This is a genomic window from Actinoplanes sp. NPDC051475, assembly GCF_040689425.1.
Lineage (GTDB): Bacteria > Actinomycetota > Actinomycetes > Mycobacteriales > Micromonosporaceae > Actinoplanes.
The window spans coordinates 229,252-244,603 of record NZ_JBFAZZ010000006.1; the positions used below are offsets into that span (position 1 = coordinate 229,252).

Here is a 15,352-nt window from a genome sequence, read left to right on the forward strand (position 1 = left end):
GGTGTGTTCAACACACCACATCGCGTACGCGAGACTGGGCCGGTGCTGATCTCCGCCGCCGCCCTCCCGGACCTGCCGATCCGGCCGGCCCTGCCGGACGTGACCGCCGCGCTGGCGGCGCACGGTGCGGCGGTGCTGGTGGCGCCGCCCGGGACCGGCAAGACCACCGTCGTGCCGCTCGCGCTCGCCCCGGAGGGTCACAGCCGGGTGGTCGTCGCGGAACCCCGCCGGGTGGCGGCGCGGGCGGCGGCCCGGCGGATGGCCGCGCTGCTCGGCGAGGAGGTGGGCGAGCGGGTCGGCTACACCGTGCGCGGCGACCGCCGGGTGTCCGCGCGTACGCGCATCGAGGTGGTTACCACCGGGGTCCTGGTCCGGCGGCTCCAGCGGGACCAGGAGCTGGCCGGCACGGCCGTGGTGGTCCTGGACGAGTGCCACGAGCGCCACCTGGACTCCGATCTCGCCCTGGCCTTCCTCGTCGAGGTGCGTGCCGCCCTGCGACCCGACCTGCACGTGCTGGCGACCTCCGCGACCGCCGAGGCCCAGCGCTTCGCGGACCTGCTCGGCGACGTGCCGGTGGTGACGGCCGGGGATGCGCTGCACCCGGTCGAGGTGCTCTGGTGCCCGCCTCCGCAGCCCGTCAAGCCGTCGCACGGGCTGCGCGTCGATCCGCGGCTGCTCGATCATGTCGCCGCGACGGTTCGCCGGGCGCTGGCCGACGGCGACGGCGACGTGCTCGTGTTCCTGCCGGGGGCCCGCGAGATCGAGACGGTGGCGGCTCGGCTGCGCGACGCCGCTGCCACGGTGGTGCCGCTGCACGGCCGGCAGCCGGGCTCCATTCAGGACGCCGCGCTGCGCCCGGCGGCGCAGCGGCGGGTGGTGCTGGCCACGGCGGTCGCGGAGAGCAGCCTCACGGTTCCGGGTGTACGGGCGGTGGTCGACGCCGGGCTGAGCCGGGTGCCCCGGATGGACCACGCCCGCGGGCTGGGCGCCCTGGTCACGGTGGCGGTGTCGCGGGCGGCGGCGGTGCAGCGCGCGGGCCGGGCGGGCCGGGAGGCGCCCGGGCGGGTGTACCGCTGCTGGTCCGAGGCCCAGCACGAGCGGCTGCCCGCCCAGCCCGAGCCCGAGGTGGCGGCGGCCGACCTGACCGGGTTCGCGCTCGACCTCGCGCTGTGGGGGCACCCGGACGCCACCGGCCTGGCGCTGCCGGACGCGCCGCCCCCAGGGGCACTGCAGGCGGCGATGAGCACCCTGCGGGCGCTGGGCGCCACCGGGGACGACGGCCGGGTGACCGCACGCGGGCGCAGTCTGGCCGACGCCGGGCTGCACCCGCGCCTGGCCCGGGCGCTGCTCGACGGCGCACCGCTGGCCGGGGCCCGGCGCACGGCCGAGATCGTCGCGCTGCTCGACGCCGGCCGGACCGGGGACGACGTGGTCGCGGCGTGGCGCCGGGCGCGGTCGGAGTCCGACGGGGCCTGGATCGCGGAGGTACGCCGGCTCACCGCGGCCCTCGACCGGCAACCGGCCCGGTCCGGCGGCGCGCGCCTCGGCGACGACCTGGCGGCGGGACTCGTCGTCGGGCTCGCGTACCCGGAACGGGTGGCCCGGGCGCGGGAACCCGGCTCCCCGGCGTACCTGATGGCCGGTGGGACCGCCGCGGAGCTGACCGGCGGCAGCGGCCTGGCCGGAACGACCTGGCTGGCCGTGGCCGACGCGGACCGCACGCCGGGCGCCCGGACCGCGCGCATCCGGAGCGCGGCCCCGCTGGACGAGACGACCGCCCGGGCGGCGGCGGAGACCCTCGTCGCGACCGCGACGGAGATCGGCTGGATCGACGGCGACGTGGTCGCCCGGCGGGTCGAGCGGCTGGGCGCGATCACCCTGGCGGAGCGCCGGATCGACGACCCGGATCCGGCGCTGGTGCACGCCGCCCTGCTCGAGGGCCTGCGCCGCGAAGGACTCGGCCTGCTCACCTGGTCCCCGGCGGCGACGGCGCTGCGGCAGCGGCTGACCTTCCTGCACGCGACGCTCGGCGGGCCGTGGCCCGACGTGTCGGACGCGGCGCTGGCCGGCCGCGACTGGATCGACCTGGGCCGGGCCCGCCGCCGCGCCGACCTGGCCCGGATCGACGTGTCGACGGCGCTGCGGCGGTTGCTGCCGTGGGAGGTCGCAGGCCGCCTGGACGAGATGGCGCCGGAGCGGCTGCCGGTGCCGAGCGGCTCGGCGATCCGCGTCGACTACACCGATCCGGCCGCCCCGGTGCTGGCGGTGAAGTTGCAGGAGACCTTCGGCTGGCACGACACCCCGCGACTGGCGGGCGGCCGGGTGCCGGTCGTGCTGCACCTGCTCTCCCCCGCCGGCCGCCCGCTCGCCGTCACCAGCGACCTGGCGTCCTTCTGGGTCAACGCCTACCCGCAGGTGCGCGCCGAGATGCGCGGCCGCTATCCCCGCCACCCGTGGCCCGAGGACCCGGCCGCCGCCGCGCCGACCCGGCACACCAACCGGCGCAGACCCTAGGGCGCGATCATCATTCCGGGGCCGGGCTGCGTGGGGATCGTGGTCAGGCTGCGGGCCGGCGCCGGCTGGCCGAACAGGTATCCCTGGCCGAGGTCGCAGCCCAGGTCCACCAGCGCCCGGGCCCGGGCCGGGGTCTCGACGCCCTCGGCCACCACGGCCACGCCGAGCTCGGCGCAGATGCGCAGCACCGAGCGGCACAGCGCGCCCGCCCGCTCGGGGGCGACGTCCACATCGGTCAGTGTCGAGTCCAGCTTCACGATGTCCACCGGCAGCGAGTGCAGCTGGGCCAGCGCGTTGTAGCCGCTGCCGAAGTCGTCGAGGGCCACCCGTACGCCGTGCTGCCGCAGCCGGTGCAGCACCTCGACGGCGGGCGGCAGCTCCGGGATCCGGCGGGTCTCGGTGATCTCCACGACGAGACGCGATGCGCGTACGGAGTGCCGCTCCAACGCCCGCAGCACCGCCTCCTCGAGCCCGTGCTGCCCGAGCCGCGCGGCCGACACGTTGACGTGCACGTCGATCGGGCGGCCGTACGCGTTGGCCAGCGCCGCCGCGTCCGCACAGGCCCGGTCGAGCACGAAGTCGTCGATGGCCGCGACCTGCCCGGTGCGCTCGGCGACCGTCACGAACACCTCGGGATCCACCGGCCCGGCGATCGGATCGGTCCACCGGGCCAGCGCCTCCACCGCCACGACGGCGCCGTCGGAGAAGCGGACGATCGGCTGGTAGTAGGTCTCGAAGCCGAACTCGGCCGGCGCCCCGATGGCCCGGGCCAGCAGGTGCGGCAGGTCGGCGTTGGGCCCGCCGTCGGCCCCCGCGGAGTAGCGCGCCATGGCGTTCTTGCCGCGGCGCTTGCTGACGTACATCGCCGCGTCCGCCCGGCGCAGCAGCACGTCCGCGGAGAGCTCCCGGTCCTCCGGCTCCGGCAGCACCAGGCCGAGGCTGGCGCTGACCGCGACCGTGTGGCCGTCGATCACGTACGGCTCGCGCAGCGCCGCCAGGATCCGGTGGCCGGTCTCCTCCGTCTCGGGTCCCCGCCGCTCCAGCAGGACCGCGAACTCGTCGCCGCCGAGCCGGGCCACCAGATCACCGGGGCCGACGGCGGCGCGCAGCCGGTCGCCGACGATGCGCAGCAGCCGGTCGCCCATGGCGTGGCCGAAGCCGTCGTTGATCAGCTTGAAGTCGTCGAGGTCGGCGAAGAGCAGGGCCACCGGCACCCGGCGATAACGGTACGCATCCAGCGCGAGCACCAGCCGCTCCTGGAACAGCGCGCGGTTGGCCAGCCCGGTCAGCGGATCGTGGTACGCGAGGTGGTGCAACTCCTGCTGGCCCTCGGAGACCCGCGCCAGCAGCACGGTGTTGTCCACGATGGTGAACATCTGCCGCGCCACCACCAGGCCGAGCACCAGCCAGCCGAGATACGCCTCGTACGCCGTCAGCTGCCCGCCGCTGCCGGTGCGCACCGCGATGAAGACGCCGGTGGCCACGACGGGCACGTACGGCAGCAGCAGGTGCAGCCAGTCCCGGTCCACCCGGTCCAGCGGCCGGGGGTCGCCCTGCCCCCGGTTGCTCACCGCGGCGAGCCCGAGCAGCGCCGGCCCGACCAGGTATCCGGCCGACACGAACGAGGCAAACACGCCGCCGTCCGGATGCAGCAGGCGCAGGGTGTCCGAGCAGCCGAGGGCGAGCATGGCGCACACCATGAGCCGCAGCGGCGTCAGGGCCGCCCGCGACGAGGGGCGGGTGATCAGCAGCAGGACGCCCATCACGACCAGCACCAGGTCGACGACCGGGTACGCGGCCGCCACCGCGACCGCCCACGGGTCGCGCCCGGCGTCGTAGAAGAGCCGGCCGGGCAGCGCCGACCACACCATCGCAAGCAGCGACCCGGTGATCAGTACGCTGTCGATGACCAGCACCGTGCGGTCGCGCCGCAGCGACGCCTGCACCGGCCGCGGCAGGGCCATGGAGCCGGCGACCAGCGCCACGAACGTCAGGAGCGGCAGGGTCAGCAGGGCCAGGCCGGCGACCGTGACAGCGGGGACCCCGGCGGGCCCGACGAGGTCGCGGATCATCCACCAGAGCCGCACCAGCGCCCACGTCGTCAGGGCGACGCCGAGCAGCACCCGCCACAGGACCCGGACGCCGGCGTGGCTCCGGGCCGCATGGAAGCAGGCAAATGCGGCGATCGCGCCGGCCGCGAACTGGGTGGTGTCGTCGTAGAGCCGCTGCCCGGCGCCCTCGGGGACGGCCCACGCGCCGACGGCCGTGACGACGGCGACGAGCACCAGCGTCACGGGCAACCGTGCCGACAGTCCCGTCGTCATCACCACCCGCAGCGCCCTGGAACGAACCGGTCACCGGCGGGAACCCACACCGCCGTACGACCGGAGTAAGGTACCGCAGCCGCGGCTACCTGCAAGAAGCGTGCGCCGCCGGACAACCCGGACGGTCAGTCCTCGACTGTCAGATCCGCGACAATCACGGTGACGTTGTCCGGGCCTCCGCCGCGCAGCGCGAGGTCGGTCAGGCGCTCGGCGCAGACCTGGGGCGCGTCACACGCGAGCAGCTCGGCCTCGATCTCGTCGGCGGGCACCACCGTGGTCAGGCCGTCGCTGCAGAGCAGCCAGCGGTCGCCCTGCTCGGGCTCGACGATCACGTACGACGGGCTGACCGGTTCACCCTGCAGCGCCTGGGTCACCACCGCACGCCGCGGGTGGCTGCCCGCCTCCTCGGGCCGGATCAGCCCCTGATCGACGAGCATCTGGACGTACGTGTCGTCCTTGGTGAGCTGGTTGAGCCGGCCGTCGCGCAGCAGATAGGCGCGGCTGTCGCCGACGTGCGCGAGGGCGGCCCGGTCGGCGGAGAAGATGACGGCGGTCAGCGTGGTGCCCATGCCCTGCAGGGCGGCGTCGCCCGCGACGGTCTCGGCGATCCGCCCGTTCGCCACCTCGAGCGCCTTGTGCAGCGCGTCCATCTGCTGCTCGTTGTCGATCGGTACGTCCAGCGACGCCATGGCCTCGACGGCGAGACGGCTGGCGACGTCTCCGGCGGCCATTCCACCCATGCCGTCGGCGACGACCAGCAACCGGTCACCGGCGTAGTAGCAGTCCTGATTGCTGCTTCGCACGTGGCCTTTATCGGTGACGGCCGCCCACCGCAGGTGCAAGGTCATGGCGTGCAGCCTGCCAGGTCGGGTCCAGCCTGTCTGCACGCGGTCGGCGGCGCGCCGGGACAATGGCTCGCGAACTGCGGAAAAGGGCAACCCGTCACGGATCGAGCGGCCGGCCGAGGCATCGCGGGTCGACCTCCGCCACCCGCCGGGTGGGTGCGACCCACTCCAGCGCGGACTCGTCGACCGCCCACCCGCGCACTGTGATCCGGCTGTGCTGGGTGCGTACCGGCTCGGCGCAGAGGGTCTTGGACAGCACCTGCCCGTTGGGGACGAACACGACCTCGCCGCCGCGCTGCAGGATCGTGGTGGCCGTGTCGTCGACGGTGATGAGCTGACCGCGGATCACCCGGATCGGCGCACTCCCGTCGCGCACCTCGACCGCACTGTCGGGCAGAACGGGCGCGCGCAGGAACACCACGCCGACGATGAAGGGTGCGATCAACGCCCCGGCGACCGCCGGCCAGTGCGTCGCCAGCCGGGCGGCGCGGGCCGGAACCGGGCCGGTGAGCAACCAGCCCAGCAGCGGCGGCGCCACCAGCAGCACCGCGGTGCCGGTCTCGCCGGCGGACCATGCGACGCGGATGCCGGGCCGGAGCCAGACCAGCTCGAGCAGGCCGAGCAGGACGGGGATCACCAGCGTGACCACGACGAGCATGCGGTGCTCGGTCGGATAGCGGTGCACCGCCGTGAGCCCGAGGATCGCGACCACGAGCATCAGCAACGTCGGCAGCATCCGCATCTGCCAGGTGAAGCCGGCCAGCGCGACCGCGAGCAGCACGACCCAGTCGGGCATGCGCAGCGCCGTGAGCGCGAGCAGCGAGCGGCGCGCCGCCTCGTCCCCGTCGGGGGTGCTCACCAGCAGGATGCCGCCGAGCGTCCGCAGCACCAGCACCACCGCGGGCACGGTCCAGATCAGGGTGATGATCAGGGCGCTGATCATGCCGAGCGGGCTGACGTACTGCACCAGCAGCAGCATCGTGGGCAGGTCCTGCCGGCTCAGGTACCAGAGCCGAAGCACGAGCAGCACCAGGGGAAAGGCGGGCAGCGCGGTGAGCAGCCAGTTCAGCTGGGCCCGCCGCAACCGCGGCCGGCGCTCGTAGGTCAGCATCGCGGTCACGAGGTGAGCTCCTCCCACGGCAGCTCACGCACGGGGGGCCGGCGGGCGAGCGGCTGCTGGGCACCGGCCAGCGGGACCGGAGTATTGCCGGGCTCGATGTTGGCGCGGACCTCCGGCGCGATGTTGTTCTGGTAGGCGAGCTCCCAGCGCGAGTCCTTGGGATCGGTGTACGAGCGGTAGAAGGTCAGGTCGACGAGGTCCCGCAACGCCTCGTTGTCGCCCACATTGACACCCCACGCCTCCGTCTGGTCATCTCCGAGGTCCCAGTGGTCATATCGATCCGGAAATTTCGCTTTATAGCCGGCTAGGATCGCCGCATCGGTGCTGACCGCCTGGACCAGATTGTGGTCCAACGCATCGAAACACTCGGACACCCGGTTGCGCCCGATCAATTTGGCGCCCGAAGCGGACGCGATCACCGCGCTGGTCGAGGCGGACAACGTGCAGACCTTCTTGTCCTTGAACTCCTCGAGGCTCGCCACCTTCTCATGCCCGCGCAGGGTGATGACGGACTGCTCGGTGTGCAGGTAGGAGGAGGAGAACATGACGTTGGGCATCTCCTCCCGCTTCTGGGTGATGCTGTAGCTCGCGATGACCATCTTCACCGGCACCGGGTTGCGGTTCTGGTCGGTGCCCTCCATACGGGCCCGGTCCTCGCTCTCGATGCTGTAGAAGCGCACGTCGTCGCGGCGGAAACCCAGATCCTCGGCGATCATGTACGCGATGTCGATGTCGAACCCGCTCCAACTGCCGCTTTCCTGATCGTGGTAGGCGATGCCCGGCTGGTCGTCCTTGACGCCGATCGGCAGCGTGCGCCACTCGTCGACACCGGCCGCCCGGCGCAGGTCCTCCACCGACGGTGGCCCGACGTGGAACAGCGACACCCAGGAGAAGGCCAGCACGACGATGAGCACCACGCCCAGGGCGGCGAGCCGCCACGGTGCCAGCGAGGCGCCCCAGGGCTTGACCATCTCGCTCGGGCGCGCGAAAGTGCGGCGGAGTCCCGCCATTGCGCGCTCGCCACGCCTCTCGCGGGCACCCGGCCGGGGCACCCCGCGCTGCCTCGGCGGCCGGCGCACCACCACCTTGCGGACCGGCGTCCGCTCCCCGTCCATCGTCGACACAACACTCCCGTTCCGTCGCGGCGCGACCATCGTGCCTGATCAAAGTCACGGAACGGGGTCGGCGGTCCCGTACGCGACACCCGGCCGGCAGCGGCGCAACCGCCCGGCCGTCATGATCAGCCCTCGGCGGGTGCCGTAGCGCTGCACCGCCTCCAACCCGTACGCGCTGCACGTCGGCGTGAAGCGGCAGCGGGTCGGCAGCCGGGGCGACACCCGGCGGTAGCCCCGGATCGCCGCCGTCACCGCCCGGGCGCTTCCGGAGCCGGCCGCCGCACCCCTGCCGCCGAACCGGGCGAAGGCCAGCAAAATCGTGCTGAGCAGGCCGAAGTCGCATGCCAGGATGTCACAGACATCGCAGTCACAGTCGCAGGCATCGCTCGCCCTACCCTTGCGCTTCCGCCGCTGTTTGCCGCCCCACATGCCGACCATGGTGAGGCATGAGCGCGACATCTCCCGGGTACCCCGCGGCAATGAGACTCGGACGTGCCCTTCTGGCGGCCGGCGTGATCGCCGCCGGGGTGCGGGTCGCACGCTCCCGCACCCGTCGTTTCCTGCATCCGGACGGCCGGTCATTCACCGGCGAGCTGGAGGTCTGGGGTCTGGGCACGCCGACCGGCGCGGCCCTGCTCGACCGCCCCGGCCGCCACCCGGTGACCCTCCGCATCTCCAAGGGCGCCGGCACCCCGCCCACCTACCCGGACGTGCTCGGGGTGGCGATACGGGTGCACGGGCCGGTCGCCGGTCACCGGACCGACCTGCTCTTCTCGACGGCCGGGCGAGGACGGTGGCTGCGGCACATACCCGTGCCCCGACGAAGCTTCGACAGCCTGTACGGGACGATATGCCCTTATCGCACGGGCGCCGACGCGAAGATCCACCTCTCCTTACTGCCGGACCTCGACGGCCGCGCTCTGGGCCGTACCCTCGAATCGGTCACCGCGGCCTCAGCCGACGACGGCGCGCGACTGATGCTCGGAGCCGCCGACGGTGCCGGCGGGACCAGGCTCGTCGGCCGGGTGCGCTTCGGCCGGGTGCTACCGGCGGCCGCGGACGCGGCGCTGGCGTTCGACCCGGTCCGCAACGTCCGGGCCGACCTGCACCCGACCGGGCTCATCCACGGCTCGCGGGCCTTCGCCTACCGGGTGGGTCAGCGCTGGCGTGGGGCGCGCCCCGCCGCACCGAACCCGGCGGCGGCGACGCGCACCAACACGCATCGCTGATCAACGCGCGAACATCACCACCGCGGTCTCCGCCGGCAGCTCCACCCGGTCGCGCTGCAGGACCACGCCGGGCTCGGTAGCGAGCAGCACCTTGCTGGGCACCGAGCGCAAGCTCACCGTCTGCGGCACCGAGGCCAGGTTGGCCGCCACCACGCACCGGCCGCGGCGCGTCACGACGAAGTGGTCGCCGTGCCATACCTCTACCCGGTCGAGGTGCGGGTCGGACAGGTCGGCGTGCTCGCGGCGCAGGGCGATCAACCGTTTGTGCAGGTCGAGCATCTCGGCGTGGCCCGGCTTCTCGCGCTCGGACCAGTCGAGCTTGGAGCGTTCGAAGGTCGCCGGGTCCTGCGGGTCGGGCACCTCGGCCTCGGCCCATCCGTGCGAGGCGAACTCGCGCCGCCGGCCGTCCTGCACCGCCGCCGCCAGCTCCGGTTCGGGGTGGCTGGTGAAGAACTGCCACGGGTTGCTGGCCGCCCATTCCTCACCCATGAACAGCATGGGGGTGAAGGGCGAGGTCAGCAGCAGCGTCGCGCCGACCTTCAGCAGGCCCGGCGACAGGGTCGCCGAGAGCCGGTCGCCGATCGCCCGGTTGCCGATCTGGTCATGGTTCTGCAGGTACGCGACGAAGCGGTGCCCCGGGACCCGGTTGCGGTCCACCGGCCGACCGTGGTGACGCCGGCGGAAGCTCGACCACGTGTTCGCGTGGAAGAAGGCGCCGGTCAGCACCGTCTCCAGGCATTCGAGCGAGCCGAAGTCGCCGTAGTAGCCCTGCCGTTCCCCGGTGAGCAGCGCGTGCAGGGCGTGGTGCACGTCGTCGTCCCACTGGGCGTGCAGCCCGCTCCCGCCGGCCTCCCGCGGGGTGATCAGGGTGGGGTCGTTGAGGTCGGACTCGGCGATCAGCGACAGCGGGCGGCCCAGGTGCGTCGACAGGCTCTCGACTTCGGTCGCCATCTGCTCGAGCAGGTGGATCGCGTTGTGGTCGACCAGGGCGTGCACGGCGTCCAGGCGCAGGCCGTCGACGTGGTAGTCGCGCAGCCAGCCCAGGACGCTGTCGATCACGTAGCGGCGTACCTCGTCGGAGAGCGGGCCGTCGAGGTTGACGGAGGCGCCCCACGGGTTGGCGCCGGCCGCGCTGAGGTACGGCGCGAACATGGGCGCGTAGGCGCCGCTGGGTCCGAAGTGGTTGTAGACCACGTCGAGCACCACGCCGAGCCCCTTGGCGTGGGCCGCGTCGACGAAGCGCTTGAGCCCGTCGGGGCCGCCGTACGCCTCGTGCGGCGCATACCAGCAGACGCCGTCGTAGCCCCAGTTGTGCTCGCCGTTGAAGGCGTTGACGGGCAGCAGCTCCACCAGGTCGACGCCGAGCTCCACGAGGTGGTCGAGGCGCTCGATGGCAGCGTCGAAGGTGCCTGCGGGGGTGAAGGTGCCGACGTGCAGCTCGTACAGGACGGAGCCCGGGAGCTGGCGCCCGGTCCAGGCGCCGTCCGTCCAGGAGAAGGCCGCGTGGTCGTACACCCGGCTGAGGCCGTGCACGCCCTCAGGCTGCCACCTCGACCGCGGGTCCGGAAGCGGGCTGTCGTGATCCGGCAAAACGTACGCATAGTCGGTGCCGGGTCCGGCCCCGGGCACGTCGAGGCGCCACCAGCCGTCGTCGTCGCGTTCCATGTCCCGGTCGGCCCCGTCGATCCGCAGCTTGACGGTCTTCTCGGGAACCCACACCTCGAACAGGGTCATGGTTACTCTTTCACCAGCAGAGCGACGGGGTACGTGTGCAGCAGATCGGCCACGGCCAGGCGGTTCCCGCCGTAGCTGGTGTTCGTGAAGGCTTCCGTCCAGGTGTGGCCGTCGAGTGTCAGCGTGGTGTCGTGCCAGCCGCCGTGGCGTGACAATCCCACCGGCAGGCGCGTCGCCACCGCGACCACCCCGCCGCGGTCGAAGGCGATCACGTGCTCGGCGACCCGGCCGTCGGCGAACACCGGCCGGTAGTCGCGGAACAGCTCCGGGCGCTGCCGGCGCAGGCGCAGGGTCCGGCTGGTGACCAGCAGCTTGGCCGCGCCGCTCTCGTCGACCGGCGGCTGCCAGCCGTCGTCGATGCGGGCCAGCAGCTCCCGGCGCAGGCCGAAGTCCACCGGTCGACGGTTGTCGGGGTCGACCAGCGAGTAGTCCCACAGCTCGGTGCCCTGGTAGACGTCCGGCACGCCGGGCATCGTGAGCTGCACCATCTTCTGCGACAGCGAGTTGGACCAGCCCGGCGCCGTGATCGAGCGAACGAAGTCGCCGACCTCGCTGTGCAGGGCGGGATCGTCGTAGATCTTGTCGACCATCGCCCGGAGCGCCGACTCGAACTTCTCGTTCGGCTGGGTCCAGGTGGTGCCGGCGCCGCTCTCGCGGGCCGCCTTCAACGCGTAGGCGTGCAGCCGCTCCCGCTCGATCGGCCAGGCACCGACCGCGGCCTGCCAGATGAGGTGGGCGAGCGCCGGATCGGGCAGCGGGGCGACGCGTACCCAGCGGCGCACCACCTCGGTCCAGTCGCCGGGCAGCTCGGACAGGACGGCGAGCCGGGCCCGGACGTCTTCGCTGCGCTTGGTGTCGTGGGTGGACAGCGACGTCATGCCCGCCGGCCACCGACGCTGGCGCTCCGCCGTGGTGTCGTGGAACTCGTCGAGGTTCACGCCGAACTTCGAGGGGTCGTTGCCGACCTCGTTGCGGGCGGTGAAGCGGGTCCACCGGTAGAACGCGGTGTCCTCCACGCCCTTGGCCATCACCGCGCCGGTGTACTGCTGGAAGCGCACAGCCAGTTCCTCGGCCGGGTTCCGCAGCCGCGCGGTGAGCTGGTCCAGGGCCGGGATCAGCCCGGGCCGGCGCCGGCCCGCCTCCGACCGCGCCTTGGCCAGGTGGCGGGACCCGAACGGCAGGTACGAGCGGTAGACCGGGAAGCAGGCGGCCAACTCGGCGAGGGCCTGGGCCGCGCCCTCGATGTCGGGGACCAGCCGGCTCATCCGGGCGAGCTCGGCGGCGAGCTGCGTGGTCGCGAGGTGGTACTTGGTCTCGTGAACCTGGTCCTGCCAGCTCTTCTCACCGCCGGTCAGGTGATGGTCCAGGGTGTCGAAGAACCGCTCGGTGGTGGTGTCGACGAAGACGCCGCAGACCTCGGCGAGCGCGTCGTAGCCGGTCGTGCCCGCGATCGGCCAGTCCGGCAATTCCTCGCCCGGCTCGAGGATCTTCTCCACGACGAGCCAGGCGTCCGGCGCCGCCTCGTGCAGCCGGCGCAGGTACTCTCCCGGGTCGTGCAGGCCGTCCGGGTGGTCAACGCGCAGGCCCTGGACCGCGCCCTCGGCGTACCAGCGCAGGATCTCGCGGTGGGTGGCCTCGAAGACCTCCGGGTCCTCGACGCGCAGCCCGGCCAGGTCGACGATGGCGAAGAACCGGCGGTAGGTGAGCTCCTTGTCGCCGCGCCTCCAGTTGACGAGCTCGTAGTGCTGCCGGTCGTGCACCTCACGGGCGGTGCCCTCGCCGGTGCCGTCGGCGATCGGGTAGCGCTTGTCGAAGTAGTGCAGCTCGCCGTCCTCGACGCGCAGGTCGTCGAGCGCATCCGGCTCGTCGGCCAGCACCGGGATCAGCAGCTTCCCGCGGGACCAGTCCACGTCGTAGAAGCTCGCGTACGCCGACTGCTCCCCGTTCTTCAGCACGTCCCACCACGTCGGATTGGCGGCGGGCACGGCCACCCCGGCGTGGTTGGGCACGATGTCGACGACCAGCCCCAGCCCGGCCGCGTCCAGGGCGGCCTTGAGCGCGAGCCGGCCCTCCTCGCCGCCGAGGGCCGGGCTGACCCGGGTGTGGTCCACGACGTCGTAGCCGTGCTCGGAGCCGGGGACGGCGGTGAGGATCGGCGCGGTGTAGAGGTGGCTGACACCGAGGTCGGCCAGATAGTCAGCGAGCTCGGCGGTGGGCTTGAAGCCGAAGTCCGGGCGGATCTGGACGCGATAGGTACCTGAAGGAACGCCTTTGGGGGGCATCAAACCGTCCTGTCCAACACGATGAGCGAGCGGTCCGGCACGATGATCTTGGAGCCTGCCTCCACCACGTCCGGGCGGTCGGGCGACCGTTCCGCCGTCTCGATGACCTTTTCCCACTTCTCGCCGTACTCGGGGGGCGGGGTGGCGAACTCGATCGGCGCGTCGTGGGCGTTGAAGAACAGCAGGAACGAGCTGTCGACGTGGCGCTGGCCGTACTGGCCCCGTTCGCGGATGCCCTCGCCGTTGACGAAGAGGGCGACCGCGCGGCCGAAGTCGTTGCCCCAGTCGTCGCCCGCCATCGGCCGGCCGTCCGGAGTGAACCACTCCAGGTCCGGCAGCGGGTCGCCGCCGCCGCGGGCGGTGACCGGCAGGCCGGTGAAGAACCGGCGCCGCTGGAACACCTGGTGGCGGTGACGGAACGCGGTCAGCTTCCGGGTGAACTCCATCAGCGTCTCGTCGGCGTTCTCCCAGTCGATCCAGCTGAGCTCGTTGTCCTGGCAGTACGCGTTGTTGTTGCCCTGCTGGGTGCGGCCGAGCTCGTCGCCGTGCGAGATCATCGGCACGCCCTGGCTGAGCATCAGCGTGGCGAGGAAGTTGCGCCGCTGCTTGGCGCGCAGGGCCAGGACGGCCTTGTCGTCGGTCGGGCCCTCGGTGCCGCAGTTCCACGAGCGGTTGTGGCTCTCGCCGTCGCGGTTCTCCTCGCCGTTGGCCTCGTTGTGCTTGTCGTTGTACGAGACCATGTCGTTGAGCGTGAAGCCGTCGTGCGCGGTGACGAAGTTGATCGAGTGGAACGGCTTGCGGCCGTCGTCCTGGTACAGGTCGGCCGAGCCGGTGATCCGGCTGGCGAACTCGGCGAGGGTGGCCGGCTCGCCGCGCCAGAAGTCGCGCACGGTGTCGCGGTACTTGCCGTTCCACTCCGTCCAGTTCGGCGGGAAGTTGCCGACCTGGTAGCCGCCGGGGCCGACGTCCCAGGGCTCGGCGATGAGCTTGACCTGCCCGACCACCGGGTCCTGCTGGACCACCTCGAAGAAGGTGGAGAGGCGGTCGACGTCGTAGAACTCCCGGGCCAGGGTGGACGCGAGGTCGAAACGGAAGCCGTCGACGTGCATCTCGGTGACCCAGTACCGCAGCGAGTCCATGATCAGCTGGAGGCTCTGCGGGCTGCGCACGTTGAGGCTGTTACCCGTACCCGTGTAGTCCATGTAGAAATTGGGCTGGTCGTCGACGAGCCGGTAGTAGGTCCGGTTGTCGATGCCCTTGAGGCTCATCGTCGGGCCGAGGTGGTTGCCCTCCGCCGTGTGGTTGTAGACGACGTCGAGGATGACCTCCATGCCGGCGGCGTGCAGCGCCTTGACCATGCCCCGGAACTCCTGGGTCTGCTGGCCGAGCGAGCCCATCGCCGAGTAGCCGTGGTACGGCGCGAAGAACCCCAGGGTGTTGTAGCCCCAGTAGTTCCGCAGCCCTAGGTCGGCGAGGCGGTTGTCATGCACGAACTGGTGCACCGGCATCAGCTCGATCGCGGTCACCCCGAGCTTCGCGAGGTGCTCGATGATCGCCGGGTGGCCGATCGCCGCGTACGTGCCCCGCATGTCCTTGGGCACTTCGGGGTGGCGCTCGGTCAGGCCCTTCACGTGCGACTCGTAGATCACCGAGTGGTGGTACGGGATGTCCGGGCGCCGGTCGTTGCCCCAGTCGAAGTACGGGTTGACGACCACGCCCTTGGCCATGTGCGACGCCGAGTCCAGATCGGACATCTGATCGGGGTTGTCGAAGTCGTACGCGTACAGGCTCGGGTGCCAGTCGATGTCCGAGTCCACCGCCCGGGCGTAGGGGTCCAGCAGCAGCTTGTGCGGGTTGCACCGCAGACCGCGCGACGGGTCGTAGGGCCCGTACACCCGATAGCCGTACCGCTGGCCCGGCTCCACTCCCGGCAGGTACGCGTGCCAGACGAAAGCGTCCTGCTCGTGCAGCTGCACCTTGCGCTCGTTGCCCGACGCGTCGAAGAGACACAGCTCCACGGCCTCGGCGACCTCCGAGAAGATCGCGAAGTTGGTGCCCGTGCCGTCGTACGTCGCGCCCAGTGGATACCGGTGTCCCGGCCACACCTGCATGTGCTGCTCCCCCTCGACCGTCGATGCCCGCGGTCACGAGGAGTGACCCCGCGGGCGGGGCTCGTGTGCCCATCCGAG

The 15,352-nt window shown here is 72.3% G+C and carries 10 protein-coding genes; 2 read left to right on the forward strand and 8 right to left on the reverse strand.

Annotation, left to right across the window (positions count from 1 at the left end; all coding sequences use genetic code 11):
- The first annotated feature begins 45 nt into the window (after positions 1 to 45).
- The gene (hrpB, locus tag AB0368_RS14970) at positions 46 to 2,514 is read left to right on the forward strand and encodes an ATP-dependent helicase HrpB (protein WP_366154587.1); all 2,469 of its coding nucleotides are present in this window, start codon (positions 46 to 48) and stop codon (positions 2,512 to 2,514) included.
- Here the strand turns inward: hrpB and AB0368_RS14975 are convergent.
- From AB0368_RS14975 to yidD, 5 genes are all read right to left on the reverse strand, one after another.
- Positions 2,511 to 4,838 (reverse strand): EAL domain-containing protein, encoded by a 2,328-nt coding sequence (locus tag AB0368_RS14975; protein WP_366154588.1) that lies wholly within the window; start codon positions 4,836 to 4,838, stop codon positions 2,511 to 2,513. The genes hrpB and AB0368_RS14975 overlap by 4 nt on opposite strands.
- A 125-nt stretch (positions 4,839 to 4,963) precedes the next feature.
- Positions 4,964 to 5,686, reverse strand: coding sequence for a protein phosphatase 2C domain-containing protein (locus AB0368_RS14980; RefSeq protein WP_366154412.1), 723 nt, complete (start codon positions 5,684 to 5,686; stop codon positions 4,964 to 4,966).
- A gap of 94 nt (positions 5,687 to 5,780) precedes the next feature.
- Positions 5,781 to 6,794, reverse strand: a complete 1,014-nt coding sequence (locus tag AB0368_RS14985; protein WP_366154589.1) for a hypothetical protein — start codon at positions 6,792 to 6,794, stop codon at positions 5,781 to 5,783.
- A gap of 5 nt (positions 6,795 to 6,799) precedes the next feature.
- Positions 6,800 to 7,918, reverse strand: coding sequence for a transporter substrate-binding domain-containing protein (locus AB0368_RS14990; protein ID WP_366154413.1), 1,119 nt, complete (start codon positions 7,916 to 7,918; stop codon positions 6,800 to 6,802).
- A 54-nt stretch (positions 7,919 to 7,972) separates the two neighbouring features.
- Positions 7,973 to 8,347 (reverse strand): membrane protein insertion efficiency factor YidD, encoded by a 375-nt coding sequence (yidD, locus tag AB0368_RS14995; protein WP_366154414.1) that lies wholly within the window; start codon positions 8,345 to 8,347, stop codon positions 7,973 to 7,975.
- 50 nt (positions 8,348 to 8,397) lie between these two features.
- Between yidD and AB0368_RS15000 the strand changes: the two genes are divergently transcribed.
- Positions 8,398 to 9,147, forward strand: a complete 750-nt coding sequence (locus AB0368_RS15000) for a hypothetical protein (protein ID WP_366154415.1) — start codon at positions 8,398 to 8,400, stop codon at positions 9,145 to 9,147.
- On the opposite strand, the gene treZ is transcribed toward AB0368_RS15000, so the two are convergent.
- From treZ to glgX, 3 genes are read right to left on the reverse strand one after another with little or no spacing between them, the layout of a single operon-like run.
- A complete protein-coding gene (gene treZ / locus AB0368_RS15005) occupies positions 9,148 to 10,881 on the reverse strand; it encodes a malto-oligosyltrehalose trehalohydrolase (protein ID WP_366154417.1) in 1,734 nt (577 codons plus the stop codon).
- Positions 10,882 to 10,883: 2 nt separating this feature from the next.
- Positions 10,884 to 13,163 carry a malto-oligosyltrehalose synthase gene (treY, locus tag AB0368_RS15010; protein ID WP_366154418.1) on the reverse strand — a complete coding sequence of 760 codons (2,280 nt, stop codon included), beginning with the start codon at positions 13,161 to 13,163 and terminating at the stop codon, positions 10,884 to 10,886.
- Positions 13,163 to 15,274: a glycogen debranching protein GlgX gene (glgX, locus tag AB0368_RS15015; RefSeq protein ID WP_366154419.1), complete on the reverse strand. Its 2,112-nt coding sequence runs from the start codon at positions 15,272 to 15,274 to the stop codon at positions 13,163 to 13,165. Before glgX ends, treY begins: the two co-directional genes overlap by 1 nt.
- Positions 15,275 to 15,352 lie beyond the last annotated feature (78 nt).